Origin of the sequence: Microcoleus sp. PH2017_09_SFU_O_A (genome assembly GCF_020738625.1) — a bacterium.
Taxonomy (GTDB): domain Bacteria; phylum Cyanobacteriota; class Cyanobacteriia; order Cyanobacteriales; family Microcoleaceae; genus Microcoleus.
In genome coordinates this window covers 57,106-82,408 of record NZ_JAEQCF010000037.1, presented here as the reverse complement: position 1 = coordinate 82,408, position 25,303 = coordinate 57,106, and the positions used below count along the sequence as shown (strand labels likewise).

Annotated in this window: 22 protein-coding genes and 2 pseudogenes; 16 read left to right on the top strand and 8 right to left on the bottom strand. The window is 44.2% G+C overall.

What is annotated here, in order from left to right; all coding sequences use genetic code 11:
- Positions 1–195: 195 nt before the first annotated feature.
- The 4 genes from JGK16_RS15760 to JGK16_RS15745 all read left to right on the top strand — a co-directional run bounded on the left by JGK16_RS15760 (position 196) and on the right by JGK16_RS15745 (position 6,293).
- Positions 196–2,883, top strand: a complete 2,688-nt coding sequence (locus JGK16_RS15760; protein WP_293192299.1) for a response regulator — start codon at positions 196–198, stop codon at positions 2,881–2,883.
- Complete coding sequence (locus JGK16_RS15755) at positions 2,858–4,516, top strand: adenylate/guanylate cyclase domain-containing protein (protein WP_293181216.1); 1,659 nt, start codon at positions 2,858–2,860, stop codon at positions 4,514–4,516. The genes JGK16_RS15760 and JGK16_RS15755 overlap by 26 nt, the downstream gene beginning before the upstream one ends.
- A 68-nt stretch (positions 4,517–4,584) precedes the next feature.
- On the top strand, positions 4,585–5,100 hold the full coding sequence (locus JGK16_RS15750; protein WP_293192296.1) for a DUF1499 domain-containing protein: 516 nt from the start codon (positions 4,585–4,587) through the stop codon (positions 5,098–5,100).
- Positions 5,101–5,438: 338 nt separating this feature from the next.
- Entirely contained in the window at positions 5,439–6,293 is an 855-nt protein-coding gene (locus tag JGK16_RS15745) for a DUF2382 domain-containing protein (protein ID WP_293181222.1), read from the top strand.
- Positions 6,294–6,568: 275 nt separating this feature from the next.
- Here JGK16_RS15745 and JGK16_RS15740 read toward each other — a convergent pair whose 3' ends face one another.
- Positions 6,569–6,700: a hypothetical protein gene (locus JGK16_RS15740; protein ID WP_293203249.1), complete on the bottom strand. Its 132-nt coding sequence runs from the start codon at positions 6,698–6,700 to the stop codon at positions 6,569–6,571.
- A gap of 86 nt (positions 6,701–6,786) precedes the next feature.
- On the opposite strand from JGK16_RS15740, the gene JGK16_RS15735 reads away from it, so the two are divergent.
- From JGK16_RS15735 to JGK16_RS15720, 4 genes are all read left to right on the top strand, one after another.
- Positions 6,787–7,680, top strand: a complete 894-nt coding sequence (locus tag JGK16_RS15735) for a DUF2382 domain-containing protein (RefSeq protein WP_293181225.1) — start codon at positions 6,787–6,789, stop codon at positions 7,678–7,680.
- 476 nt (positions 7,681–8,156) lie between these two features.
- Positions 8,157–8,642: a glutathione peroxidase gene (locus JGK16_RS15730; protein WP_293181228.1), complete on the top strand. Its 486-nt coding sequence runs from the start codon at positions 8,157–8,159 to the stop codon at positions 8,640–8,642.
- Positions 8,643–8,978: 336 nt separating this feature from the next.
- The gene (locus tag JGK16_RS15725; protein WP_293181231.1) at positions 8,979–9,122 is read left to right on the top strand and encodes a hypothetical protein; all 144 of its coding nucleotides are present in this window, start codon (positions 8,979–8,981) and stop codon (positions 9,120–9,122) included.
- 338 nt (positions 9,123–9,460) lie between these two features.
- A complete protein-coding gene (locus JGK16_RS15720) occupies positions 9,461–9,922 on the top strand; it encodes a VOC family protein (protein WP_293181234.1) in 462 nt (153 codons plus the stop codon).
- Positions 9,923–9,996: 74 nt separating this feature from the next.
- Here the strand turns inward: JGK16_RS15720 and JGK16_RS15715 are convergent, their stop codons facing one another.
- Positions 9,997–10,419 (bottom strand): CHASE3 domain-containing protein, encoded by a 423-nt coding sequence (locus tag JGK16_RS15715; protein WP_293192293.1) that lies wholly within the window; start codon positions 10,417–10,419, stop codon positions 9,997–9,999.
- A gap of 85 nt (positions 10,420–10,504) precedes the next feature.
- Positions 10,505–10,828 carry a hypothetical protein gene (locus JGK16_RS15710; protein ID WP_293181240.1) on the bottom strand — a complete coding sequence of 108 codons (324 nt, stop codon included), beginning with the start codon at positions 10,826–10,828 and terminating at the stop codon, positions 10,505–10,507.
- Between the two features lie 78 nt (positions 10,829–10,906).
- Between JGK16_RS15710 and JGK16_RS15705 the strand changes: the two genes are divergently transcribed.
- Positions 10,907–11,512: a hypothetical protein gene (locus JGK16_RS15705; RefSeq protein WP_293181243.1), complete on the top strand. Its 606-nt coding sequence runs from the start codon at positions 10,907–10,909 to the stop codon at positions 11,510–11,512.
- Positions 11,513–11,688: 176 nt separating this feature from the next.
- Here the strand turns inward: JGK16_RS15705 and JGK16_RS15700 are convergent, their stop codons facing one another.
- The gene (locus JGK16_RS15700) at positions 11,689–13,824 is read right to left on the bottom strand and encodes an ATP-binding protein (protein WP_293192290.1); all 2,136 of its coding nucleotides are present in this window, start codon (positions 13,822–13,824) and stop codon (positions 11,689–11,691) included.
- Positions 13,825–14,086: 262 nt separating this feature from the next.
- Between JGK16_RS15700 and JGK16_RS15695 the strand changes: the two are divergent.
- Positions 14,087–15,300: pseudogene (locus tag JGK16_RS15695) on the top strand (transposase).
- 32 nt (positions 15,301–15,332) lie between these two features.
- On the opposite strand, the gene JGK16_RS15690 reads toward JGK16_RS15695, so the two are convergent.
- Entirely contained in the window at positions 15,333–15,680 is a 348-nt protein-coding gene (locus JGK16_RS15690) for a hypothetical protein (protein ID WP_293181249.1), read from the bottom strand.
- Between the two features lie 223 nt (positions 15,681–15,903).
- On the opposite strand from JGK16_RS15690, the pseudogene JGK16_RS15685 reads away from it, so the two are divergent.
- Positions 15,904–17,098, top strand: a pseudogene (locus JGK16_RS15685) (transposase).
- 115 nt (positions 17,099–17,213) lie between these two features.
- Here JGK16_RS15685 and JGK16_RS15680 read toward each other — a convergent pair.
- On the bottom strand, positions 17,214–17,669 hold the full coding sequence (locus tag JGK16_RS15680; protein WP_293203246.1) for a hypothetical protein: 456 nt from the start codon (positions 17,667–17,669) through the stop codon (positions 17,214–17,216).
- Between the two features lie 32 nt (positions 17,670–17,701).
- Here JGK16_RS15680 and cynS point away from each other — a divergent pair, with 32 nt between their 5' ends.
- The 5 genes from cynS to JGK16_RS15655 all read left to right on the top strand — a co-directional run bounded on the left by cynS (position 17,702) and on the right by JGK16_RS15655 (position 21,853).
- Positions 17,702–18,145, top strand: a complete 444-nt coding sequence (gene cynS, locus JGK16_RS15675; protein ID WP_293181252.1) for a cyanase — start codon at positions 17,702–17,704, stop codon at positions 18,143–18,145.
- Between the two features lie 120 nt (positions 18,146–18,265).
- Positions 18,266–18,388 (top strand): hypothetical protein, encoded by a 123-nt coding sequence (locus tag JGK16_RS15670; protein ID WP_293192285.1) that lies wholly within the window; start codon positions 18,266–18,268, stop codon positions 18,386–18,388.
- A gap of 15 nt (positions 18,389–18,403) precedes the next feature.
- Entirely contained in the window at positions 18,404–19,636 is a 1,233-nt protein-coding gene (locus JGK16_RS15665) for a transposase (RefSeq protein WP_293181255.1), read from the top strand.
- A 173-nt stretch (positions 19,637–19,809) separates the two neighbouring features.
- A complete protein-coding gene (gene clpX / locus JGK16_RS15660; RefSeq protein ID WP_293181258.1) occupies positions 19,810–21,192 on the top strand; it encodes an ATP-dependent protease ATP-binding subunit ClpX in 1,383 nt (460 codons plus the stop codon).
- Positions 21,193–21,247: 55 nt separating this feature from the next.
- Complete coding sequence (locus tag JGK16_RS15655; protein WP_293192283.1) at positions 21,248–21,853, top strand: type IV pilin-like G/H family protein; 606 nt, start codon at positions 21,248–21,250, stop codon at positions 21,851–21,853.
- 16 nt (positions 21,854–21,869) lie between these two features.
- Here the strand turns inward: JGK16_RS15655 and JGK16_RS15650 are convergent, their stop codons facing one another.
- Both JGK16_RS15650 and JGK16_RS15645 read right to left on the bottom strand, forming a co-directional pair.
- Positions 21,870–23,144 (bottom strand): serine/threonine-protein kinase, encoded by a 1,275-nt coding sequence (locus JGK16_RS15650; RefSeq protein WP_293192281.1) that lies wholly within the window; start codon positions 23,142–23,144, stop codon positions 21,870–21,872.
- Positions 23,145–23,202: 58 nt separating this feature from the next.
- Positions 23,203–25,200, bottom strand: coding sequence for a serine/threonine-protein kinase (locus tag JGK16_RS15645; RefSeq protein ID WP_293192279.1), 1,998 nt, complete (start codon positions 25,198–25,200; stop codon positions 23,203–23,205).
- Between the last annotated feature and the right edge of the window lie 103 nt (positions 25,201–25,303).

Sequence of the window (25,303 nt, the reverse complement as noted above, 5' to 3'; positions counted from 1 at the left end):
TTTATCCGTGGAATCAATCCCAAATCGAAAATCTAAAATCCTCTCTTCCCCGGAATTTATCCGTGGGGTCAATCTAAAATCTAAAATCTAAAATCTAAAATCGATTGACTGGGGTGGTAAGGTAGTGAAACTGGCAAAAAAGCGAAACCAAACAACTATTTTTTGCCTTGGATAAGTAAATATTCAACAAAAAAAATGGCAAATAAATTTATGAAGAAACCTGTGATTGTTTGTATAGATGACGAGCCTGATGTTTTGGAAAGCTTAAAGATTGAGCTCAAAAAGGCGATCGGCGATCAGTGCATTATTGAAACGGCAGAAGGTGGAGAAGATGCTTTGGAATTGCTAGCAGATTTGCGGGCTGAGGAGCATGAAATAGCTTTGGTGCTTTCCGATTACATCATGCCGGATATTAAAGGGGACGAGCTGCTCAAACAAATTCACGAACAATCGCCCGATACGCTGACAATTATGCTGACGGGACAAGCCGATTTACAAGCTCTGAGCAACAGCATCAAGTATGCTAAGTTGTACAGATACATCCAGAAACCTTGGCAGGATGAAGATTTACAAATAACAGTGGTAGAAGCAGTACACAGTTATTTGCAAGACCAAAAATTAACAATTGAAACTATCAAGCGACAACAAGCCAACGAGGAGTTAAAGAGAGTCAATGCGGAGTTAGAGGTGGTAAACGCAGACTTGAAGCTAGCCAACGAGGAATTATCTGCGAGTGAAAGTCGGCTAAATCAATTTTTAGGAGCTTTGCCGGTGGGGGTATCTGTTTACAATCCCGATGGCTCGATCGCGTATTTGAATCATGCAGCGCAGGAATTGCTTGATTCACAAACTGTCCTCGCGAGGGCTGCCCAAACATGGCGTGGAATGGATCAATTTTATAACGGCGAGAGCGATCGCCTATATTTTCCTGAAAATTTTCCGATTTTACGGGCGCTGAGAGGGGAATCTGTCAAAGTTGATGATGTTGAAATCACTCAATACGGTTTGATAATTACTTTAGAGGTAACTGCTACGCCAATTTTTGACAGCAGCGGAAATGTTGTTTTTGCGATCGCAGCTATTCAAGACATCAGCGAGCGCAAAGAAGCAGAAAGAGTCCTAGCAAATTACCAGCGTACCTTAGAAGCTGAAATTGTGGAACGCACAGAACAACTGCAACAGGCTGCATTAGCTGCCCAAGCAGCAAACAGAGCGAAAAGTACGTTTCTCGCCAACATGAGCCACGAGTTGCGTACCCCCCTCAATGCCATACTCGGTTTTACTCAAATCGTCGAATCTAGCCCAAATCTAACAGCAGAAGACCGAGACAATATCAAAGTTATTCACCGCAGCGGCGAACACTTGCTGACTTTAATCAATCAAGCTTTAGACTTGGCAAAAATCGAAGCGGGCCGGATGATTGTTTTTCCGACAAACTTCAATCTCTACGACTTGCTTGACGAAATGGAAGATATGTTTCAACTACGAGCGAAAACTCAAGGTTTGCAGTTAGTTTTTCAGCGAAATACAGATGTTCCGCAGTACGTGCGAACTGATGAGGTAAAACTGCGCCAAGTGCTAATCAATCTCCTCAGTAATGCCATGAAATTTACCAGAGTTGGCGGGGTATCTGTAAGAGTGAGGTCTCTTAGGCAAGGCAGTTCGGCAGGGACAGATGTAGGGGATGTCATGGATGTAACAGATAGAAGTAATAGAGAAGAAGCAAGAGGAAATGATTCAGAAGGCGAAATTGTCATTGCCGGTGAAAATCCTACAAATTTAGATGGTTCGACAAGTTACAGTCTGCCTGAGAGTGAAAATTTGACGGAGAATAATTTAGATTTGTCTGGTTCGTTGTTTCTGCAATTTGAAGTAGAAGATACAGGAAGTGGCATTTCTCCCGAAGAATTGGGCAAGGTTTTTCAAGCCTTCGTGCAAACAGAATCCGGTCAAAAAGCTCAAAAAGGGACGGGTTTAGGCTTGACGATCAGCAGCCAATTTGTACGGCTAATGGGCGGCAATATTACTGTGGAAAGCGAGCAAAATCGAGGTACGATTTTTAGATTTGAGATTGAAGTTGATGCAGTTGATGCCGCTTCGATTCCTACCCCGGAAATCAGCAGCCTGGTGATGGGAGTGGAACCAGATGGGCCATCCTACCGGATTTTAGTTGTGGACGATCGCAAAGACAACCGCCAACTTTTAGTTAAAATGCTTTCTCCCTTGGGTTTTGCAGTGAAACAGGCTAGCAACGGCCGTGAAGCGGTAGAAATCTGGGAAAACTGGCAGCCGCACTTAATCTTGATGGATTTGCAAATGCCGGTGATGGATGGCTGCGAAGCGACGATGGAAATTAGACTCAGGATACAGCAGAGACAGTCCAAGCAAGCAATGGGGGAGGAAATCAACGTCTCTGGTGTCGAACCTCTGATTCCGAAGATTATTGCTTTGACAGCTAGTACCATTGAAGGGAGGCGATCGTTTGCTTTATTCGTCGGCTGCGACGATTTTATTAACAAACCCTTCCGCAAAAATGATATCTTTGATACCCTTCACAAACATTTAGGGGTGAAGTATCTATACTCTAACTCAACGGATTTGATGTCAGCGGGCGATCGCCACAATCTATCTGACTCCCAGTCTAATGATGCGCTTGCTTATTTACCCATACTTCCCGCACAATGGATAGATCACATGAGGCAGGTAATCCGCAGTGCTGATTTTGACTTAATTGGGATAACAATCGAGGAAATAAGGGATGCTCATCCTGAATTTGCCGAAATCCTCCAGGGTCATCTCGGTAATTTTGATTACCAGAAAATTCTCAATTTAGTTGCCGAGGCGGAGGAATCTGATCGTGGAGATGAAGGCGGAACAAACTGAAAACTATCAAGCAGATATTTTAGTAGTTGACGATACGCCAGACAATCTGCGTTTGTTGATTAGAATCTTGCAAAAAAATGGCTATAAAGTTAGACCTGTTACTAATGGTTTTTCGGCTATAGATGCAATTCAGTCTAGCGTCCCAGATTTGATTTTGCTGGATATTATGATGCCGGATATTAACGGTTATGAATTATGTCAAAAACTAAAAGTACAACCGCAATTTAGCGAAATTCCCATCATTTTTATCAGCGCGTTAGAAGAAGGAATAGATAAGGCAAAAGCTTTTGAAGTAGGCGGAGCAGATTATATCACAAAACCTTTTCAGGTTAAAGAAGTATTGGCGCGAGTGAGCAATCAACTGACCGTGCGTTCTTTGCAAATGCAACTGCAAGAAAAAAATCAAAAATTGACCGATCAAAATGTCCAGTTGCACCAGGAAATTGCCGATCGCCGTCAGGTTGAAATGGAAACAAGATTGCTGCTGGAGGCAACTCAAGCTATTAGCAAATCTGACGATTTTGAGTCGGCTATAGATGTGATTTTAGGTTTAATTTGTCAAACTATTGAATGGAATCTGGGCGAAGCTTGGATTCCTAACAGTGACGGCGTTTTAAGATGTGCTAGAGGCAGGTACGTCAGCGATTTGAGTTTTGCCCAATTCAGACAGACAAGTTGGCAGCTAACTTTTGCTCCTGGTGCGGGACTCCCAGGGAGGATTTGGCAGTCGCAGCAGTCCGAATGGATCGAGGATGTTTCTACTGCACCGGAACAAGTGTTTCTGCGATCGGAAATTGCGGTAAATGTGGGATTGAGAGCGGCTTTTGGTTTGCCAATTTTGGCGGACAACCAAGTGTTAGCTATTTTGATTTTTTATCGCGAAAAAGTTCTGGAATCTCAGCCGCGCTTGCTGGAATTGGTGAGTGCGGTTGCTACGCAGCTCGGTTCGCTGATTCAGCGGAAACAAGCTGAAGCAGCGCTGAAATTGCAGCAAAAGCAAACAGAGAAATTGCTGCTGAATATTTTGCCTAAACCTATTGCTGAGCGCTTGCAAAAAGAGCAAAAGCTGATTGCGGATCATTTTGATGAGGTGACGGTATTGTTTGCTGATTTGGTTGGTTTTACAGAGTTTTCGGCTCACAAAAGTCCGACGCAGTTGGTAGAAATTTTGAATGGAATTTTCTCGGAGTTCGATCGGTTGTCTGAGTTGCACGGGTTGGAAAAGATTAAGACGATTGGGGATGCTTACATGGTGGTTGGGGGTTTGCCGACGGCGCGCCCGGATCACTCTGAGGCGATCGCACTTTTAGCTTTGGATATGCAGGTAGCTTTGAGAAAGTTTAATCTCAAAATTGGAGAAGGTTTTCAATTGCGGATCGGAATTCACAGCGGTTCGGTGGTGGCGGGAATTATTGGGATTAGCAAATTTAGCTATGATTTGTGGGGAGATACTGTGAATGTTGCTTCGCGGATGGAGTCGAACGGATTGCCGGGTAAAATTCAAGTGACGGCGAAGACTTACGAGCGTTTGAAAGAGCAGTTTATTTTTGAAGAACGGGGGCCTATCACGGTTAAAGGTAAAGGAACAATGCTGACTTACTGGTTGCTCGAAGAACAAACTCAATCTATTTAGGTTTGAGATGTCAATTTCAATTAATATTAAAATTAGATCTAAATCGCACTTTCTGGAGGACTCATCCTTTGCAAACAGTTGAAACAAAATCGCCGACAGCATTGAAAAGAGTCCTAGTTGTTTTAATATCGCTGGTAGCTGTAGCGGTACTGGCGATCGCAACTTTTATCCTAATTCCCGGAGAAAAAACCATGTTTGCTGGAAAAAGACCTACTAATATCGGCATTGTATCAGGAAAACTGGCAGCGTGTCCTGCTTCCCCCAACTGCGTCAGCAGCTTCAGTCAAGATGCCGAGCACCAAATTGAGCCTTTGGCTTACACTTCGTCGCCTGCTGAGGCTATGGCTAAGCTCAAAGGGGCGATCGAGTCCTCGGGCAAAACTAAAATTATCACCGCAACCGATAATTACCTGTATGCGGAGTTCACCAGTGCTTTGATGGGCTTTGTGGATGATGTGGAATTTTTGGTAGATGATGGGGCAAAGGTGATTCACGTGCGATCGGCTTCGCGTCTGGGACAGTCGGATTTAGGAGTCAACCGCAAACGCATAGAAACCATCAGAGATCAACTAAATCCACTCTAAACCTAAAATTTCTAGCTTTCCTGAAGTCTCTCTCCTGCAACATTCTGAAACTACAGGTACGTTGTTGGGCTTCAGCCCTCTTTAGACTGATAGAGAAAGAGGGCTCAAGCCCAACTACGTACCTAATTTTTATTTCGTTCCTCGCCATGACACTAGCCCTAACTGAACCGTATTGTGACTCAATCAGGTATTGAATAGCTGAGCGCGCTAGCACCGACACCGCGCTGTATTCCTATAGTATTAAACGCCCTAAATTGAGCAGTTCAGACTTTAGGGAGAGGGAAGTTAAGCCATTAATTTCTACTATTAATTTAAGTAGAGCGACGAGGAAAAAACACATGGCACTTCAAAGAATTGCAGATTTTGAGCCTAATTATAAGGAAGAAATATTTGCTGGAGACGACATCAAAGGATTTGATGTTTATGCCGGCGACTCTGACGAAAAAGTAGGCACTGTTTATGACGCATTGGTTGATGAAACTGGCCGTTTTCGCTATCTGGTAGTTGATACCGGCATTTGGATTTTTGGTAAAAAAGTATTGCTGCCGATCGGTTCGGCCCGCTTCGACTACGGAGCCCATCGCGTCTACGCCACAGGCCTTCGCAGCAAAGCTCAAGCAGAACAACTGCCGGCTTACAATGAAATGGAACCCCTAGATTACGATCGCGAAGAACAAGTAAGAGGCGTCTACCGCAATCCAGGCACAGCAGCGACAAGCACTGCAACTCCTGCTAGCTACGATCGCAGCAGCTACAGCTACGATATCGATCGCCCCCTCTACGAAACCAACGAACAGAACCACCAAAATCTCAAGCTTTATGAAGAACGCTTGATTGCCAACAAAAACCGCGCCAAAACAGGGGAAGTAGCAGTTGGTAAGCGGGTGGAAACTGAAACAGCAAGAGCTTCAGTACCCATTGAAAAAGAACGAGTCGTAATCGAGCGAGTCACACCAGTAGAAGCTGGTAGAGTAGTTTCAGTCGGCGAGGCTGACTTCCAATCAGGGGAAGTTGCACGCATCGAAGTCTACGAAGAAACGGCCGACATTCACAAGGAAGCCTACGTGCGCGAAGAAGTCAACGTCAGAAAAGAAGTTGTTCGCAGCACGGTTGACGGGGAAGAAACCTTGCGCCGTGAAGAATTAGACATTCAGACTGACGGAACTCCGGTTGTAGATAATAAAACTATCTAAACCAACCGCAGGAAGTCTTGAATAGGAATTACGCATTAATCACATAATTCTCTCACCGCACAGGTTTGAATTTGGCGATCGCGCAATTCCTAGATGACGCAATACGCTTCAGTTAAGCCCGATTCCCCCTTAAGAAGGGGGGGAAAAGAGTATTCTTCAAGTCCCCCTTTTTAAGGGGGATTTAGGGGGATCTCCGAGGACTCAACAGTTTTAACCCAAGCGTATTCCTATATAACGGCGGGTGGAGTGCGAAACTTGCCGGTTTTGGCCAAAGTTTATGCACTTTCCCCGCCTTTACCAGAAAGAATTGGTTGAAAGCCCCAAGCTTTTTCGGGAGAAATTAAAATCAGACTATTCATTACTCCAATCCTCTGACTTCTAGGTAGAGGTCGGTTTCCTTCGGTCAACTGTCAACTGTCAACTGTCAACTGTCAACTGTTGAACAATTCGCCCCAATTCATAATAAAAATCCCTAAGCAGGAAAGTTTTAAAAATGAACGGTCAAGCATCAGCCGAAAAAGTAGCCACAGCCAAATCAAATACCCGTCTCAACCGGGTGCCGGAAAAAGTCAGGACTAAGCTAAAAAGTTTTACAGTAAAAGACAACCAAGGTCACTTGGTAGGCAAAATCAAAGATGTCTATTTCGATCCTAACGGTCAGCTAAACTTTGTGGTATCAGGGCTAGGTCGCGAAAACCCCCGCATTTTTTTAGTAAGTATCAAGCTGCTCAAAAAAGTAGATTATCATCAAAAGACTCTGTTTGTAAGTATTAAGTCCGATGCAGTCGATCTGCTGCCCGGAATTGGGGGAACGGCAGAGTATGAGTATTTAGGAAAATCCTCAGAACAGCTTGATGAAGTGAGCAATAGCGAGTCAACTAATCCCTCAACAGTTATGTCAAATCTAACAGATGCCGATCGCCAAAATGAACATTTAGAGACCGATGAGGATGACGAAAACTTGGATATTGTCGATCGAGAAGTAATTCGCCTGCTAGAAGAACGATTGGTAATCAATCGCAGCAAGCGCAAAGTCGGCGAAGTCATAGTCCGCAAAGAAATTGAGACTCGGATGGTACAAGTGCCGATCCAGTGGGAAAAGTTGATTGTCGAACAAGTCGGCGACGATCCGAAGGTTTTGGCAGAGATAGATTTGGGCGAGGGAAACATCACCGGTATAGATTTGGCAGAGATTAAGAGCGATCGCCAGGAACCGACAGTTAAGGCAGAATTTACGTCTGTGCAGAAAGCTAGCAAGATCTTAAATGCGATCGCCTCTCAACCCCGCCACGGTTGCGTCAAAGTCCGCCTAGAAATAGTTTTGGAAGACAAGCAACTTGAGGATACGTACCAAAAATGGATGACGGAAAGCCACTCAGATAAGTGAGGTACGTTGTTGGGCTTAAGCCCTCTTATACTTATCGTGTAGTAAACGGGGTCGCATCAAAAACTCCATTTACAGTCATACCTCATCTTTCGTTATAAATGTTATATATAAAGAGCGCTCAAGCGCAACTACGTACCTATTGTCTTAAGCAAACGGTATTGTCTTATATATAGCCTTTCTCAAAAAGATGAGGTATGACTGACAGCTTACATAACCCTTAAACGTATAGGGCTTTCTTCCCAACAACGTCCGCGAATCTTTCGCTTGATCCGCTATATATATGCAAGAGCGCTGAAGCGCAACTACGTACCTATTGAAAAATTTCATCGGGTTCACAAATATCTCTACTCTAATATCCGCCGGAACTCTGCAAACCCCCCTGGTCTGGATTTTTTAATTTTGAGCGATCGGCAAATCGACAAAATCTTACCAAATTGCGGTAAAATTGTGCTAGTCAAATTTAGAAATATTTGAAAATGCCCAGCACCATCTCCGACATTAATGTAAAAACGATCGCAGGCGCAGACAAGCAGCTAGGAGAGTACGCTGGCCAGGTACTCTTGATAGTTAACGTAGCTTCCAAATGCGGCTATACACCTCAGTACAAAGGACTCGAAGAATTGAGCCAGAAGTACGGCGCCGCCGGACTCCGCGTTTTAGGATTTCCCTGCAACGACTTCGGAGCTCAAGAACCCGGAAGCAACGCAGAAATCGTCAATTTCTGCACTACAAAATACGGTGTCAGCTTTGAATTATTTGACAAAGTAAGCGCTAAAGGCAGCCAGCAGCACCCCCTGTACGCTAAGCTTACGAATGCAGTCGATCCAAAAGGTGAGGTTTCCTGGAATTTTGAAAAATTCTTAGTTAGCAAACAGGGTGAAGTGGTTGCCAGATTCCGCAGCAGCGTGGGCCCAGATTCGCCGGAATTGATCGCTGCGATCGATCGAGAATTGGCAAAATAAGCAGTTCGCCAACGGATTTTTTAACCGATGTAACGGATGGATGTTTAGTTATTGTAGGGTGCGTCAGGGCTAAATGTTTTGCATACAGACTAACAATTTTCTCCCTGATACCAATTTTTTATGAGGCTGCTCCCGAATCTGATCCCCCCTAACCCCCCTTAATAAGGGGGGGACTGGAATCTTCTCAAAGTCCCCCTTCTTAAGGGGGATTTAGGGGGATCGGAATATGTGCAACTTCACATTAAATTGGTATGACGCACCCTACGGTTAATTAGCTTGTTTTTTCTTCTCTTCCTCATTGTTGAGAAGCAATCAACAATTAACAAATACCGGTGATTGGATTTAATTGGAGAACGTTTTAATTTAATGGAAAATACATCGGGATTAGATTTAGCCGTAGGTTTACTGGCGTTCGCGATTCTGGGAGGCGGGCTGGCCATGCTATTTGTAGGTATGGCATCGTTCCCTAAAGAAAAGTAACAATAATTGAGATTAAGTCCTCACGATCAAACTTTAAATGGGTTCGTAGTGAGGACTTCAGTCCTTATAGAACCCATTTGACATCTTTGAGTTTTTGGGTTTGGTGACTAGAAATATAGACAGAAACCAGTTTCTGAGATTTACGCTAATGTCGAGAAACCGGGTTTCTACGAGTTTTTGGGTTGGGTGACGAGAAATATAGAGAGAAACCCGGTTTCTCAGATTTACGCAAAATAGATCTCAAATGGGTTCTATAGAAATCTGAGGACTGAAGTCCGAACGATCGAACTCTGAGGAAATTTAACATCATCCAATTTTAACAGTAGCAATTGACAACCATGCAAACTACCGAAAGCACCGTCAAAATTGCCTTGGCGCCGGGGAACTTGCGCCGGGTTCACCATATCGCTTTAAACGTGCGCGATATGAAAGCTTCCTGCCACTTCTACGGTACAATTCTCGGCTTACACGAACTCACAGGTGCAGAAATTCCCGCAAGTTTAACCGAAATGGTGGCTGCTGGTAAAGTCGCTAATTTCATCACTCCAGACGGGACTGTGATTGACTTATTTTGGCAGCCAGATTTGGAACCGCCAAACCCAGATCCCCAAAAGGCTTTTACTCGCGCTAACCACTTGGCCTTTGACATCGATCGCGATTTGTTCGATCGCGCTCTGGAAGTGCTAAAGTCTAATGAAATTGCGATCGACAGTGGCCCGGTCACGCGCGCTACAGGACGCGGCATTTACTTTTACGATCCCGACGGATTTATCATCGAAATCCGCTGCGATCCTGCTTAAATATTTGCCAGCAGGACGATCGGTGCGGATTGCTCAGAGCGCGAGCGAGAAGATCGATCGCACTCGGTACTTTTTTAAATTTGTGCAAATCCCTGATCTGGCAGTTGATTTTCTCCCACCGCAATTTCGAGTTGAGCCAGCAGCGGAGGCAAACTCTTCTTTGCTTCTAAATATGGTGCTAGAAAATCGCGGCGCTTCGTCAACCCGTAACCCCGAATGCCCGTTTCCGCATCCACCACAGTGGTTAACAAGCGGTTGGTTCCGTGAAGTATTTCCTTATGAGTATCTGCTCGCTTTCTTATCTGTATTGCACTATCCCGGAGTCCTGCAATTGCGATCAGCGAAGCAAACAGACAAATCACGGGGATAGCAACGATGACTGTTCCCCGCTGGCGAATTGGTCGGTCTGTCCATACAAAGTGGACGAAGCGATCGAGCAAATACTTCACGGATATTGTGAGGAGAAAGTTTGCTGCCAGTATATCGCTTTTTGGCAATTTATGCTATGGAACAGCTTGTTTTTTTTATGTTTGGCGATCGCCCGGGCGTAACCGTAGAAACTAGATTATGCCCCGGCGATGGCTAGCTACTGACAGTGACAGAAGATTTTTTAGCAAGGTTTTTAAGCCCAAGCAAGGAGAAGGAAAAGCGTTTTTTCGGCAGCGAGATAGCAGGCACAGCAGAAACACTTGTTTCTACTTTACTTTCCTGTTCGCTTTCGGCTTTGGGTTTCAAACTAGAGTCTGTTTCGCAAACATTCTGAACTGCTGGAACTACAGTCCATTTGCCTGTAGTGGGATCGCGATAAGAAGTGAAAGGATTTATTTTTAGCGGTTGACTGCAAGGTTTAATCATCTCGATGCACTCCTTTAATTTTGAGAACTTGTGCACTGCTGTCGGTGGCATTGCTATCTCGGCAGTAGAGGCCGCAGTTTGAAGGTTCAAGGGAGAAGGCAAAAAGCCGAATTGTGTTTCTGGGTTCTTATGCCTTTGATAATTCCTGATTTCCTGTTAACTTTTGCCTTCTACTGGTTAGCGACGATAGCATTACTTTTACCAAATTGCCTTTGTATAAGCAATACCCCCACCCCCCCCCTGTGGCAGGTTGAGGTGCGGATTTTAAATGCAGGAAGGCGCTATATTCTGGTTGTGGCACAAGTTTGGGATAATAAAAGTATTCTAGGCTGGGAAAAAATGCGACTGTGTGATCGGCAACAGAGGTCGATCGCGATCGGTATCACAATTAACAGGGAATTGGTTATTGGTTATTGGTTATTGGTTATTGGTTGTTGGTTATTGGTTGTTGGTTATTGGTTGTTGGTTATTGGTTATTGGTTATTGGTTGTTGGTTATTGGTTATTGGTTGTTGGTTATTGGTTGTTGGTTATTGGTTGTTGGTTATTGGTTGTTGGTTATTGGTTGTTAGTAATGGCGAATTATTGCATCTTTTACCCATCCGTTAAATCTGTTAAATCCCCATCGCATGGGGAGCATCTCAGTTTTGCAAGAAACATTTTTTATCTTTCGTGCTGTCCCCGCACAGCAAAGCTTATACACGCACGCGAGCGGGGACGCTCGCACTATAAATAATGCAAAACTGAGATGCTCTCCATCGCGTGCTCGTTGCCTTCTTCCTTCTCCCTTCTCCCTTCTGACAACTGTCAACTGTCAACTGTCAACTGTCAACTGTCAACTGTCAACTGTCAACTGTCAACTGTCAACTGTCAACTGTCAACTGACAACTGTCAACTGTCAACTGTCAACTGTCAACTGTCAACTTTGACCTTTAATTGAACAATAAAAGTAGAGCCAACACCTAACTGACTCTCAAGAGTGATATCGCCGCCCATCATCTGGCAAAACAAGCGGCTAATCGCCAATCCCAAACCAGTGCCTCCGTACTTGCGAGTAGTCGAAGCATCCCCTTGCATAAAAGGTTGAAACAAACCCTGCTGCTGTTGTTCAGACATTCCAATCCCCGTATCAGATACCTGCAAATAAACCCAATCGCTATCGCCTGCTGGCTCGCGAGTGGCGCCCAGCAGCACCGTTCCACCTTCGGTAAACTTGAGGGCATTTGAGAGCAAATTAAACAAAATTTGCCTGACTTTAGTTAAATCTGCATACATTACTCCCAAATTTGGAGAGCAAGAAACTTCTAATTGATTGTGATTTTTTTCAACTAAAGGGTGCAAAGTTGCAACAACTTCTTCTATTAAATTGCCGAGGTCAAATTCTTCTAAGTAAACCTCCATCCGACCGGCTTCTATCTTAGAAAGGTCGAGAATATCGTTAATTAAAGTCAGCAAGTGTTTGCCGGCGTTACGAATTTTTTGGGTATCGGGGATGAAGTCATCGAGTCCGGAGTCCAGTGCTTCTTCTTCTAGCATTTCGCTGTAACCGATAATGGCGTTGAGCGGCGTTCGCAGTTCGTGGCTCATATTGGCTAAAAAAGTGCTTTTAGCTCTGGAAGCTGCTTCTGCTTTGTGTAAGGCTTCTTGCAAGGCGATTTCGGCTCTTTTACGATCGGCAATTTCGCTGCGGAGCAGTTGATTGGTGGCGGTGATTTGAGCGGTGCGCTGATCGACGGTCATTTCTAGCTGCGCTTTGGCTTTGGAGAGTGCTTCCTGAGCTCGCTGGCGTTCAAATCCTTCGATCGCCAGCGCGACTAAATTTGCTAAAGAATCGGCGAAGGTGCGCTCCTCCAGAGCCCACTGGCGGGGCGCGCCGATATGTTCTAGAGAGAGGATGCCCACGATCTGGCCGCCGAGCCTAATTGCTACATTTAAGATCGATGAATTTGGCTTGCTCTTATTCGGCAGCACACCGGAATGTTCGGCGATCGATGATAAGTGGCACAAGTTTGTTTCGATCGAGTTTTGAGTGTGCGGCGCCGGTTCTAAACCATTGTCTTCAGCTAGATTTTCGCCCGGCGCGTCGTTTTCTATATCTAAAATTGAAAATTTTAAATCGCTTGCTGATATGCACTGGCGGCTCAAATGATGCTCGTGAGTGCGATCGTACAAGTCGAGACAAACTAATTTGAGGTTGGGGATTTTAAATTGAGAATGATTGACTGACTCGTTATCGTTTCGGGGGGCCGCCTCTGTATCGAGAGATTCTTTTTGGTTGCGGGCGATCGCTCTGTGGGTAAAATTTAGCTGAGGATCGATCGGGTAGCCAGTTCCCAATCTGTCGTGGTTGTAAAGCCAGACGCTGACTTTTTCCACCTCCAAAGTGCGCGCAGCAGCCTCAGTAATTTCGCGAATTCCCACAGTCAGCGCACCGCTGTTGAGAGTCCTCTGCCGCCCTAGCTGCAACAGGGCCAGACTCTGCCGCCGGAGCCGCTTTTCGCTCTCTTGGAGAATGTTTTCTGCTTGCTTGCGCTGAGTGAGATCGTACAAGGCGCACAATGCCGTCGGCTGACTCTTAAACTGGAGGGACTGAACCGAGAGAATTGCCCAGAAAGGGGTTCCGTCTGATTTTTTGCAGTGGAGTTCGTAGTTTTGCAGGTATCCGTCTTGGGCGAGGGCTTCGAGTACCTTTGGGCGATCGGCGGGGTTGAGGTAAAAGTCTGGGGTACAGCAGCCGATCAATTCTTCTAGGGGTATGTTTAGCAGAGAAGCCAATTGAGCGTTTGCATACAAAATCAAGCCGTCCGAGAGACGAGAAACCAATACCGGAACGGGAGTTGCCGAGGCGATCGCCCGAAACTGCTGTTCGCTTTCGCGCACGGCCAACTGAGCTTGAGAGAGCAAGTGAGCTTCCATCGTATCCGAATGTTGGGTAGTAGTCTCCAGCAAGATTTCTAGATCGGACTTTTCGCGTTTCAAGTTTTCTAGTTCCGCACTCAGTCGCTGAACGTCCAAAAGTAGCTGTTCTCTCGATGGTTCTTCCTGCATAGCAATTGAAAATTGGTAATTTTTAGTCTGAGAGGGAAGTTTTTTACAGTTTGGTGCTAACTTAACTATGACTTATTCGCATTAACTTCAGGTGCTCTCATCCTGGTTCCCCAAGGCGGGATAGGTGAACACCTTTACCTTGTGCGATTTACCGAAAATCTGGGTTTAAAGCCCCGTCATAAGCTTGACGGCTTTACAAAGTTTTGTGAACTTGCGGAAAATCTTATATAGGCAAGTGTAATATAAGATAGGAGGTAAGACAATGCTAGTTTTTGAGTTCAAAACATATGGGAAATCCAGTCAGTTCGCGGCAGTAGATGAAGCAATTCGTACTGCCAAATTCATTCGCAATAGTTGTATACGCTATTGGATGGATAATCAAAAGGTTGGTCAGAACTATCTACAAAAATACTGCGCTGTACTGGCTAAAGAATTCCCATTTGCTTCAGAACTCAACTCAATGGCTAGACAAGCTAGCGCAGAGAGAGCATGGTCTTCTATCTCCCGATTCTACGATAACTGTAAACGGAAAGTTACGGGTAAAAAAGGGTTTCCACAATTTCAGAAAGATTGTCGTTCTGTTGAATACAAGACATCTGGTTGGCAACTTGCTTCGGACAGAAAATCCATAACTTTTAGTGACAAAAAAGGAATTGGAAGGTTAAAAATGAAAGGGACGCGGGATCTAAACTTCTATCAAATTAGCCAGATTAAACGGGTGAGATTGGTAAAAAGGGCGGATGGTATATACGTTCAGTTCTGTATTGATTTTAACCGAACGGAGAATACAAAACCAACCGGAAATACCATAGGTCTAGACGTTGGTTTAAAGGAATACTACACCGACTCTAACGGATTGATGGTTGGAAATCCTAAGTTCCTCCTCCGGAGTGAAAAAGTTCTTAAACGTTCAGGGCGACGTGTCTCTAGAAAGGCAAAAGATTCAAAAAATAGAGGCAAGGCTAGACAGATTCTAGGTAAGCGACACCTCAAAATAAGTAGGCAACGTAAAGACCACGCTGTAAAGTTAGCGCGGTGCGTAGTTCAGTCCAACGACTTGATAGCTTACGTAGGCGCTTCGCCGTGCCGAAGGCAGATTTGAGAATCAAAAACATGGTGAAGAATCACTGTCTGGCTAAGTCTATTAACGACGCATCTTGGTATCAATTTCGTGTCTGGCTTGAATACTTTGGCAAAGTATTTGAGAGGGTAACGGTGGCGGTAAGTCCGCAATATACCAGCCAAGAATGCTCCCTTTGCGGTGTAATTGTGAAGAAAACGCTATCTACTAGGACGCACGTCTGTAAGTGCGGTTGTGTAATGGATAGAGACGAAAACGCAGCTAGAATCATCCTGAGTCGAGGATTAGGTACGGTAGGGCATACCGGAACCTTTGCACTTGATGCAAGCAACGCTTTAGGAGATGAAGCCTCTACTCTTGTTGGAGAAATCCTGCTCGAGCAAGCTACATCGTAGATTAAAGAATCCCGCGGTACGGCCGGGGAGTGTCAATAATCCAATTCTAAGTGTAAGGAAGGCATCAGCCGCTGCAAGTTCTTGAGCGATTTTCCCTGCCATGGTATCTGTTTTGAGCCTTGTATGCTGATTTGAATATTTTTTAGCTGGCGCACTTTGATCACAAATTTTGATATAATGTTAATTCCTGAACTATTTAAAAATTCTAGTTTTCGCAAGTCTAGAGTAATCATATTAGGCGAGGAGTCCGTCACTTCGTTGAGCAGATCGACGATCGGCGCGTATTCTTCCATCTGGCTGATGCGAAACGAGCCGCAGCAGGTAACTGTTTGGGTAGCGCGATCGTACTCAATGCTGTAATCTTTGGTCTCAATATCCATACTTTTGTCACTTGTCGGTTATGAACGGTAAAGGGGCTTTGGCTGCGGGAGCGAGGATGGAGAGTCAGTCTATGTTAGATTTAAAAATTGAAGAATGAGAGATTTACCAAAAGATTGGGTCTAAAGCCCCGTCCTTATAGGACGGCTTTAATTGCGGGTGTAAAGATTCATAAATCAGTTTATTTATACTCACAATAGTTTATAAACATGATAAAATAGTTCCATGATTGTACTAGAGTTTAGGTTGAAAGGCAACCCACAGCAATACCGAGTCATCGACGAGATGATCCGCACAGCTCAGTTTGTCCGAAACAAAGCTCTTAGATATTGGATCGACAATCAGGGAGTCAAACTACTTGACCTCTACAAACAATGCGCCATCATGGCGAAAGAGTTTGAATGGGCAGGAAAACTTAACTCAATGGCGCGTCAAGCGATGGCCCAACGTGCCATTTTTGCTATTCAACGTTTCTTCTCTAATTGTAAAGCTAAGAAGCCAGGAAAAAAGGGATATCCGCAATTCAAAAAGCACACTCGTTCCGTAGAGTATAAGACATCAGGTTGGAAGCTTTCTACCGATAAAAGATGTCTGACTTTTACGGACGGTTTTGCTGCGGGAACATTCAGGTTGCTCGGTAGTCGAGACTTGCATTTCTACTCACCCAAGGAAATCAAACGAGTTAGGGTAATTCGTCGTGCCGATGGTTACTACACTCAGTTTTGTATAAATGTAGAGCGGACAGAATCAGTGATTCCGACTGGTAAAGCTATTGGGATAGATGTGGGATTAAACCATTTCTATACCGATAGTAGTGGGGAGACCATGACAAATCCTCGGCATCTTCGTAAAAGTGAAAAAGCTTTAAAGCGGTTGCAGAAACGAGTTTCACGGAAAAAGAAAGGTTCTGGTAATCGAAAGAAAGCAATCAATAAGCTAGGTAGAAAACACTTGAAAGTTAGTAGGCAGCGCAAAGACTTCGCCATTAAGACGGCGTTGTACGTGGTGAAATCTAGCGATTTCGTAGCTTACGAAGACCTTCAGGTGAGAAATATGGTGAAAAACCATAAACTTGCGTTGGGAATTAGCGATGCAGCGTGGTCACAGACTTGATCATTATTTGCAATACTTTGGAAAAGTGTATGGTAAAACAGTAGTTGCTGTAGCACCTGGGTACACTTCCCAAGATTGCTCAAGTTGTGGAAATCGTGTCCAGAAGTCGCTATCCGTCAGAACTCATATTTGCCTGTGTGGCACGGTGTTAGACCGCGACCATAATGCAGCTTTGAATATCCTAGCGAAGGGATTAAAGCAATCAGGAATTATTTTAAATACGGTGGGGCACACCGGAATTAACGCTTGGGGACAGACCGACCTCTACTCGTTGGTGGTGGCATCAACGAGCAAGTTGACTGATTGATCCAAGAATCCCCGTGCGTTCACGCCGGGGAGTGTCAATACTCCACAGATGAATCTGGGAGCAGAGGAACCTGATTCTAAAATTTGGGGCGACTGGCGACTCCTGTCGGGGAATTCTATCCGTGTTTGGGCGGGGGGCACGCTGGCACGATCCAAACTGGGCCGTTTGCCTTTGTTTGTGTAACTTGCACTGGATATACTGCCAACTGTATCATTGTCAGAGGGCAGTTAGGAGTGTTTTTGGGGATTGATCTGTTGCGAGGCAATTTGAAATAAATCATCCAACTGTAGACCAGCTCTAAACCCTGGTAGTCATCAATTATTCCCAATCTCAAATCTTCTATACTACTATGCAAAACTTGTATAAGTTGTAAATTCGGGGGAAGAGAGGATTTTCGATTTTCGATTTGGGATTGATTCCACGGATAAATCACGTGGCGGGTACCACAGGTCGAAATTCGCTTGTCAAGGTTGATGAGACCTGGTTTTGCTGAAGCTCTGCGATCGATCGCTTCTGTTTTTTCGATCGAGTTGCCATTGACAAAATCACCAAAATGTGAGAGATATTTCATATCTGGTACAGCAGTGAGTTGGAGAATATTTAATGGCAACTTCAGAAATTACAGAAAAGCTTTTGGCTGCTAAAAAAGCTAAGGGAATTAGTTTTGCCGAGTTGGAAAAAGTTTTGGGTCGCGACGAAGTTTGGATTGCGGCGGTTTTTTACCGTCAAGCTACCGCATCGTTGGATGAAGCCGAAAAAATTGTCTCGGCTTTGGGATTGGATGGCGAGACGGCTGCGGTGCTCTGCGAACCTCCGTTAAAAGGTTCTTTGGATGCAGCAGTTCCGGTTGACCCGTTGATTTATCGCTTCTATGAAATTATGCAGGTGTACGGGATGCCGCTCAAAGCAGTGATCCACGAAAAATTTGGTGACGGGATTATGAGCGCGATCGACTTTAGTTTGGATGTCGAGAAAGAAATAGACCCAAAAGGCGATCGAGTGAAAATAATTATGTCGGGAAAATTTTTGGAATACAAAAAATGGTAAGCCAGTTTGGTTTCGGCAGAAGGCTTGCTTTCGGGACTTATGTAGAAGGCCTTGCCTTCGTCAGAATTTTTTATTATTCCCAAGGACTAAGGTAATATAGGGGTATGAAGCGGTCGGACTATGCCAAGAAAGCAGGAGTTTCCTATAATACTGCTCGCAGATGGTGGAAATCTGGTCAGAGCGAGGGCGATCGGCAAGGAAAACCGAGAAGTGAATTTTAGAGTTGCAGTCGAGTTCAGCTAGCAAAGGAGAAGAAGAATGAGATTGGTAGAGCGTCACATTATTGATAAAAGTCACAGTTTCTCTAAGGAGTGCGACGATTTAGCATGGCGTTCCAAAAATCTCTACAACTATTGTAATTACTTAGTGAGGCAGTCTTTTGTTTTAGAGAATACTTATCTTGATAATTGCCAAATCTATCATGAAGTTAAATCTCATGAATCCTACAAGGCGCTTCCTGCCAAAGTCAGCAATCAAGTCCTGATTAGTCTGCATCGAAACTGGAAGTCATTTTTTGAGGCTATGAAGGAATGGAAACAAAATCCAGGCAAGTTTTTGGGCAAACCTAAATTGCCGAAGTACAAAGATAAGCTCAAAGGACGTTTCTGCGTTGTCTATGAGAAAGGAGCGATTAGCAAGCCTGCATTAGTCAAGGGATTAGTAAAGCTTTCCAAGACAAGCATTGAATTTCCCACTAAATGTCAAAATGTTCAACAGATTAGAATCATCCCGCAATCAGGTCAGTATGTCATCGAGGTAGTCTATGAAATAGCATCAAAGCTTAACCAGTTAAACTTCCAGCATATTGCAGCAATTGATATTGGAGTCAGTAACTTAGCGGCAGTAACTTCAAATCAGAAAGGGTTTAATCCTTTATTGATTAACGGCAAGCCACTCAAAGCACTCAACCAGCACTACAACAAGCAGAAAGCTAAGCTGCAATCTCTGCTCAAAGGTAAAGCTCAAACATCAAAGCGAATTCAGCAATTATCCGCTAAGAGAAACAATCAAGTTGATGGTTACTTGCATAAGGCTTCTCGCTTAATCATTAATTATCTGCTCCCGAATGAAATAGGAACGCTGGTTATCGGTAAGAATGATTTATGGAAGCAGGAGTCGAGTCTGGGAAGAAGAAACAATCAACAATTTGTTTCTATTCCTCATGCAAAGTTTGTGGAGATGCTGACTTACAAAGCTGAGTTAGTTGGAATTAAAGTAATTCTCACCGAAGAAAGCTACACTAGCAAATCAAGTTTCTTAGATAATGACCCAATCCCAACTTATGGAAAGAAGGACTCAGCACTCAAGTTCAGTGGACGTAGGATAAAGAGAGGACTCTACAAGTCAGCAGACGGAACAATAATCAATGCTGACGTAAATGGTTCTTATAACATACTCAGGAAAGTATTCCCAACAGCACTTGTGTATAGGGATAGTGGGTGTGCAGTTCGCCCGATTCGGATAACACCGAATGAATTTAAAAAAGCATGACAGGATATTTGTCCATGTTTTTGCTAACTGTTAACTTAGAAATAGAGTCCGCGAAGCTTGACTGGTTTTGGTGTCAGATCGGGAAACCTTTCTAGGGCTGAGCACTCGATCGAGCCCGCTGCAACTTCCCCAGTCAAAACAAACAACCGCAACCGTAAAGTAAGAGGCTAAATATGTCAAAATATGACTCCCATCTCAGATGCTCCTTTTGCGGTAAGTCGCAGGAGTACGTCCGCAAGTTAATAGCTGGGCCCGGCGTCTACATTTGCGATGAATGCGTGGAATTGTGCAATGAAATTTTAGAGGAGGAGTTCTTTGACTCTAGCAAAACAATTGGTCAACAGATTCCCCAGTCAGAGGTGCGAGAGTCTCAGGGACAAGGATCGAAACGCCAGAGTCGATCGAGCAAATCGAAAATTGTTCTAGCTCAAATTCCCAAACCCACAGAAATTAAACAGCATTTAGACAACCACGTCATCGGCCAGCACTCAGCCAAAAAAGTCCTTTCTGTAGCAGTTTACAACCATTACAAGCGCTTGAGCGTAGACCAAGCCAAAGACAGCGGCAAGTCTTCCCCCGACAGCGATGTCGAACTGCAAAAATCCAACATCATGCTAGTCGGGCCGACAGGTTGCGGCAAAACCTTGTTAGCGCAAAGTTTGGCACAAATGCTCGAAGTTCCCTTTGCGGTAGCTGACGCGACGACGCTGACAGAAGCTGGATATGTCGGCGACGATGTAGAAAATATTTTGCTGCGGCTGTTGCAAATGTCAGATTTTGATGTGGAATCTGCACAGCGCGGGATTATTTATATTGATGAAATTGACAAGATTGCTCGCAAAAGCGAAAACACTTCGATCACGCGGGATGTATCGGGAGAAGGAGTGCAGCAAGCGCTACTAAAAATGTTGGAAGGAACGGTGGTTAATGTGCCTCCGCAAGGCGGTCGCAAACATCCTTACCAAGATTTTATTCAAGTTGACACGAGCAAGATTCTATTTATTTGTGGCGGTGCTTTTGTCGGTTTAGAAAAAATAGTAGAACAGCGTTTGGGTAAAAAATCTTTGGGCTTTATTCAGCCAACAGAAAGCGACAGCAACTCGACTTTGCCGGCAAAGGATAAGCGGGCGGCTGATATTTTGCAGCAGGTACAGCCGGATGATTTGGTTAAGTTTGGTTTGATTCCTGAGTTTGTCGGGCGGATTCCGGTGGTGACGGTGATTTCGCCGCTGGATGAGGCGGCTTTGATGCAGATTTTGACTGAGCCCCGGAATGCGCTGGTGAAGCAGTATCAGAAGCTGTTGAAGATGGATAGCGTGGAGTTGGAATTTGAGCCGGATGCGCTGCGGGCGATCGCCCAGGAGGCCTACCGTCGCAAAACCGGCGCGAGAGCTCTCCGCAGCATTTTGGAGGAGTTGATGCTGGATGTGATGTACGAGTTGCCTTCTCGCAAGGATGTGGCTCAGTGTACGATTACGAAGGAAATGGTCGAGAAGCGATCGACTGCCGAGTTGCTGTGGCATCCCGCATGGCGGCAACAGCACGAAACAGCTTAATTTGTAGTTTGTAGGGTGCTTGTGGCGCACCCTACAAGCTTGGCAAATTTACTTTATGACAGTTAAAAAAATGTCAGTCAATGTAGTTAAAGCCAGTAAAAAATCGAGATTGTCAGTATCCAGTTTGCTGCCGAGGATTGCAATTTACAGCGCGCTTGTGGCTGGCATCATGGCGTCATGTTACGATTTCAAACTCAATACGATCGCCCTGCCCTCGTCCCCGCCAAGGGGTAAGACATTTTTAGAAGGCAGACAGTATATTACAAGCATCAATAGAGGGCAGCAAGCTTACTATGCAGAGTACGGTCAATTTAGCGATTCCATTGCAAAATTGGGTCTGGGACTTAAAGAACAGACCAAGAACTATAATTACACGATCGTCTCATCAATGGGTCCGGTTCAAACTAGGCACAATCACCGCGAACCAGCACAATTTGAAAGCGCGATCGCGAGCGCCAAACCTACTGATAGGAACCCCGAGAGATCCTACACTGGCGCAGTATTTGCTTACAAACAAAAGGGTAGCAATCTAATAAAAACTATTAGTGCTATATGCGAGAGCGATCGGGAGAACGCAAGTTCTGCAGAAACTTGGAGTCCGCCAACTTTTGACGGCAAAGAAATTCACTGCCAGCCCGGAACAAGGTTACTGCCCGGTTAACTTCCAGCCCGGAACGTTAATGTAAGACCTTGAAACTATTTTGCGTCACTTTTTGACCGTCTAAGTAAAATTGAAACTGCCAATTGCCAGGTTTGTCATCTTGTTTAAAATTGTACCAGCACCAAGTATTTAATCGATCGCCCGTCGTTTTTAAATAAGATTGACTCTGGGCTGCGAATAGTCCTTCAGGGTTGACAACCTTACAATAACTTCTATATTTTCCTTCTGGCAAGTTAGTAGCACTTACACTAAAGTAGACTTTCTTTTTTTGTTTCAAAGACCAAACATCTCTAGTTTTTTTCGATTCTAATTCGTCAGTTAACATCACTTGAGTCTGAGGATTTAACTTTACTGCGTTGATTATTCGTTTGAGATTGGCTGCTGTTTGAGGTTCGGGAAATTTCCAGAGTAAAGGAATAAAAATAGCAGCAATTGCTGTTAATAATCCGACTGATATCAGTGCGAGTTTTGACTTGTTACGCTGCTGAACTACCTCTAGGGGAATCAAAGCATTGAGGGCAGCATCCGCCGAAGGATAGCGGTGTTTGAAATTAGGTTCCACCATTTTTTGCAGCCAGTCAAGAAACTCTGGAGTTAGCTGCGGCAAGCGATGTTTAAAATTAATCGGCCCGGTATCGTCCATCAAGCTGCCAATTTCGGTAGAATTGATGCCGATTAGCAAGCAAATTAGCGTCGCGCCGAGGCTGTATAAATCGGATGCGACTGTTAGCTGGCGGTTGAACATTTGTTCTGGCGGCATAAAGCCCAAAGTGCCTTTGACAACGCTGCTGGCGGCCACTTCTCCCCCCCCGATTCTAGCAAATCCAAAATCGACAAGGCTGACATTTAGGCGATCGTCCACCAAGATATTTTCCGGCTTTAAATCTCTGTGGATAACTGGCGGCACCCGATTTTGCAAGTATTTGAGTATTTCTAACACAGAAATAGCAATTTGCTTAGTTTTTTGCGGTGTTTGCTGCGGCGAAGTTGCGAGGGAATTGGCATCTTTGTATTCCTGTACCATGCAGAAACCCGATGCAGTTTGGAAGGAATCTAAATAACGGGGAATGTTGGGGTTATCGAGTGCGCGCAAAATCTGAATTTCTTTTTCATAAGCTTGATATTCCGCCCAATTAGCACCAGTCTGGGCAAATTGAAATTGTTTGACAACGACGGAACGTTTAGTATTAATTTCGGTAGCAAGATAAGTAACTCTACCGCCCGCCCGGTTGTGTCCGAGTTCGCGAGTTATTTGATAGCCGTAGTTAGAAAAATCAGGAAAATCATTCATAGGTTTAGTAGTAAGAATTTCATTCATTAAAAACAGTAGAATATCGCCGAACAGTTGGTTAAGGTTTAATTAAATTTGGTTCTGATTTGCGATAGTTGGCAAGGATTCTTTTTGGTCGAAAAACAATGAGTTCAAGTAATGGAATAGCAGTAACTGATAGAAAGGCGATAGTCACTCCTCCGACTGCCCACATTTCCATTGGTTCAACCCATTCTATTTGAGTAAAAAGATTTACAAATACTCGCAATACTACTCCTAAGCTAGTACAAAATCCGGCAGTGAGAAAGGCTATATTGACAGCATCTACCTTAATAAATTTTTGGATCGTTAGCTCGGAAATTAGATTGTAAACCATCGAATTAGCTGTTGTGTAAAAAATAGGAGCAATCAAAATAAAACCTAGGATTTTTAGACCACTTTCATCCCAGATTAGTTCCATAAAACTATACGATACACAACCTAATGCAGATAACAATAAAAAACGGAATAAAATACTTACAGGTCTATTTATTTTACCCAATAAATGTCCAATTAAAGTTAAGACTGGAGCTATCGTTATCACAGCAAACGCACTAAATAATTGATGAATTGTATTAGCGTCACCGCTTATTAAATTAAAAAAAACTAAAATAACGACGGTCACAATATATAATATCAATCCAATTAACCAACCATATAACGATCCAAACCAATTAGACTTAAGTCGATTTAATTTTGCCGTGATTGTGATTTCAGCCAGAGCAAATCCATATAAGGCACTGGAAAAAATACCGCTAGTAGTTAAATAGTTGTAGCCAGTTAAATTGAGATATGCAATCAGGTTCAACAGAAAACCAGCCACAACAAAGCAGCACATAAAATTCAGTCTTCCCTTATACAAGAAAGTAGTTTTTTTGGGTATGGGTAGGGGAGAAGTTGTGACTTGCAATTCAATTGTATAAGTATCCGGCTCAGAATTTGCGTGCAATACAAGCTGACGATTGTAAGTTGTATCAGCTAATAATTTACCAGTATCAATTATGATTTTGCAGTCAACCTCATTGCTTTCAAAATTCTGTGGTTCAAAGGAGATCCAAGGGTGGTCATAAGGTGTGTGGGGCGGGTCACTCGGATGCGGTGCGACTTCCCATCTGCCGCAAAGTATTGTATCTGGAATTGGGTTGCTGATTGCGAGGGATTGTGTTAATATTTCTCTATAGTCTGTAGCAATACTATTTAGCCGATCGCGCTCAAGCCTCACTTTCGGCAAACTGCTGGCATCAAGAGACCTCAAAGCCGTCAAAGCATCAGCCGCCGACTTGTATCTATCTTGAATTCTCGGCGCTACCATTGTTTCCAGCCAGTTCATCCAACCCTGCTGCAAGGGCGGGACTAAATGCCGAAAATGAATGCTATAATTATCGTCGATCAAGTTGCCGACATCCACAGATTTTGTACCAGTCAACAAACAAATTAGCGTCGCGCCCAAGCCGTACAAGTCGGATGCTTCTGTTAATTGCCGGTTAAACATTTGCTCCGGTGGCATGAATCCCATTGTGCCTTTGACAACGCTGCTGGCGGCGATGTTTCCGCCTCCCAAGCGCGCAAAACCGAAGTCTACTAGGTAAACATTTAACTCGTCATCGATTAACAAGTTTTCCGGTTTGATGTCGCGGTGGATTACGGGCGGTTTTTGGGATTGCAGGTAAGCTAAAATTTCTAAAGTGGCGATCGCAATTTGTTTAATATCCGGCGGCGAGAAATTACGGGCGATCGCACTTTCGGCATTTTTGTATTCCTGCACCATGCAAAATCCGCTGTCAGTCCCGAAAGCATCGAGATAGCGGGGAATTCCAGGGAAATCCAAACTTTCGAGAACTTTGATTTCCTGTTCGTAAGCTTCGTATTCTGTCCAGCTAGCACCTAATTGGGCGAATTGAAATTGCTTAATTACAACGAAGTTTGTTGTGTTAATTTTTGTGGCGAGATAGGTAACGCGGCCGCCCAAACTGTTGTATCCGAGTTCGCGGATTACTTGATAGCCATGGGTGGAAAAGTCGGGAAAAGCTTTGTTCATAAGGTTTGTAGTGAGGACTTCAGTCCGCAGAAATATCAGAGGACTAAAGTCCTTACTACGAACAGGGTTAATTTATGTGGTTAGATATTAAAAATCGCTGTTA

Coding starts and splice junctions, on each gene's coding strand:
- JGK16_RS15760 (WP_293192299.1), top strand. CDS start 196: ATGGCAAATAAATTTATGAAGAAACCTGTGATTGTTTGTATAGATGAC.
- JGK16_RS15745 (WP_293181222.1), top strand. CDS start 5,439: ATGGCACTTCAAAGAATTGCAGATTTTGAGCCTAATTATAAGGAAGAA.
- JGK16_RS15735 (WP_293181225.1), top strand. CDS start 6,787: ATGAACGGTCAAGCATCAGCCGAAAAAGTAGCCACAGCCAAATCAAAT.
- JGK16_RS15730 (WP_293181228.1), top strand. CDS start 8,157: ATGCCCAGCACCATCTCCGACATTAATGTAAAAACGATCGCAGGCGCA.
- JGK16_RS15720 (WP_293181234.1), top strand. CDS start 9,461: ATGCAAACTACCGAAAGCACCGTCAAAATTGCCTTGGCGCCGGGGAAC.
- JGK16_RS15710 (WP_293181240.1), bottom strand. CDS start 10,828: ATGCCACCGACAGCAGTGCACAAGTTCTCAAAATTAAAGGAGTGCATC.
- JGK16_RS15705 (WP_293181243.1), top strand. CDS start 10,907: ATGCCTTTGATAATTCCTGATTTCCTGTTAACTTTTGCCTTCTACTGG.
- JGK16_RS15700 (WP_293192290.1), bottom strand. CDS start 13,824: ATGCAGGAAGAACCATCGAGAGAACAGCTACTTTTGGACGTTCAGCGA.
- JGK16_RS15690 (WP_293181249.1), bottom strand. CDS start 15,680: ATGGATATTGAGACCAAAGATTACAGCATTGAGTACGATCGCGCTACC.
- JGK16_RS15680 (WP_293203246.1), bottom strand. CDS start 17,669: ATGAAATATCTCTCACATTTTGGTGATTTTGTCAATGGCAACTCGATC.
- cynS (WP_293181252.1), top strand. CDS start 17,702: ATGGCAACTTCAGAAATTACAGAAAAGCTTTTGGCTGCTAAAAAAGCT.
- JGK16_RS15670 (WP_293192285.1), top strand. CDS start 18,266: ATGCCAAGAAAGCAGGAGTTTCCTATAATACTGCTCGCAGATGGTGGA.
- JGK16_RS15665 (WP_293181255.1), top strand. CDS start 18,404: ATGAGATTGGTAGAGCGTCACATTATTGATAAAAGTCACAGTTTCTCT.
- clpX (WP_293181258.1), top strand. CDS start 19,810: ATGTCAAAATATGACTCCCATCTCAGATGCTCCTTTTGCGGTAAGTCG.
- JGK16_RS15655 (WP_293192283.1), top strand. CDS start 21,248: ATGACAGTTAAAAAAATGTCAGTCAATGTAGTTAAAGCCAGTAAAAAA.
- JGK16_RS15650 (WP_293192281.1), bottom strand. CDS start 23,144: ATGAATGATTTTCCTGATTTTTCTAACTACGGCTATCAAATAACTCGC.
- JGK16_RS15645 (WP_293192279.1), bottom strand. CDS start 25,200: ATGAACAAAGCTTTTCCCGACTTTTCCACCCATGGCTATCAAGTAATC.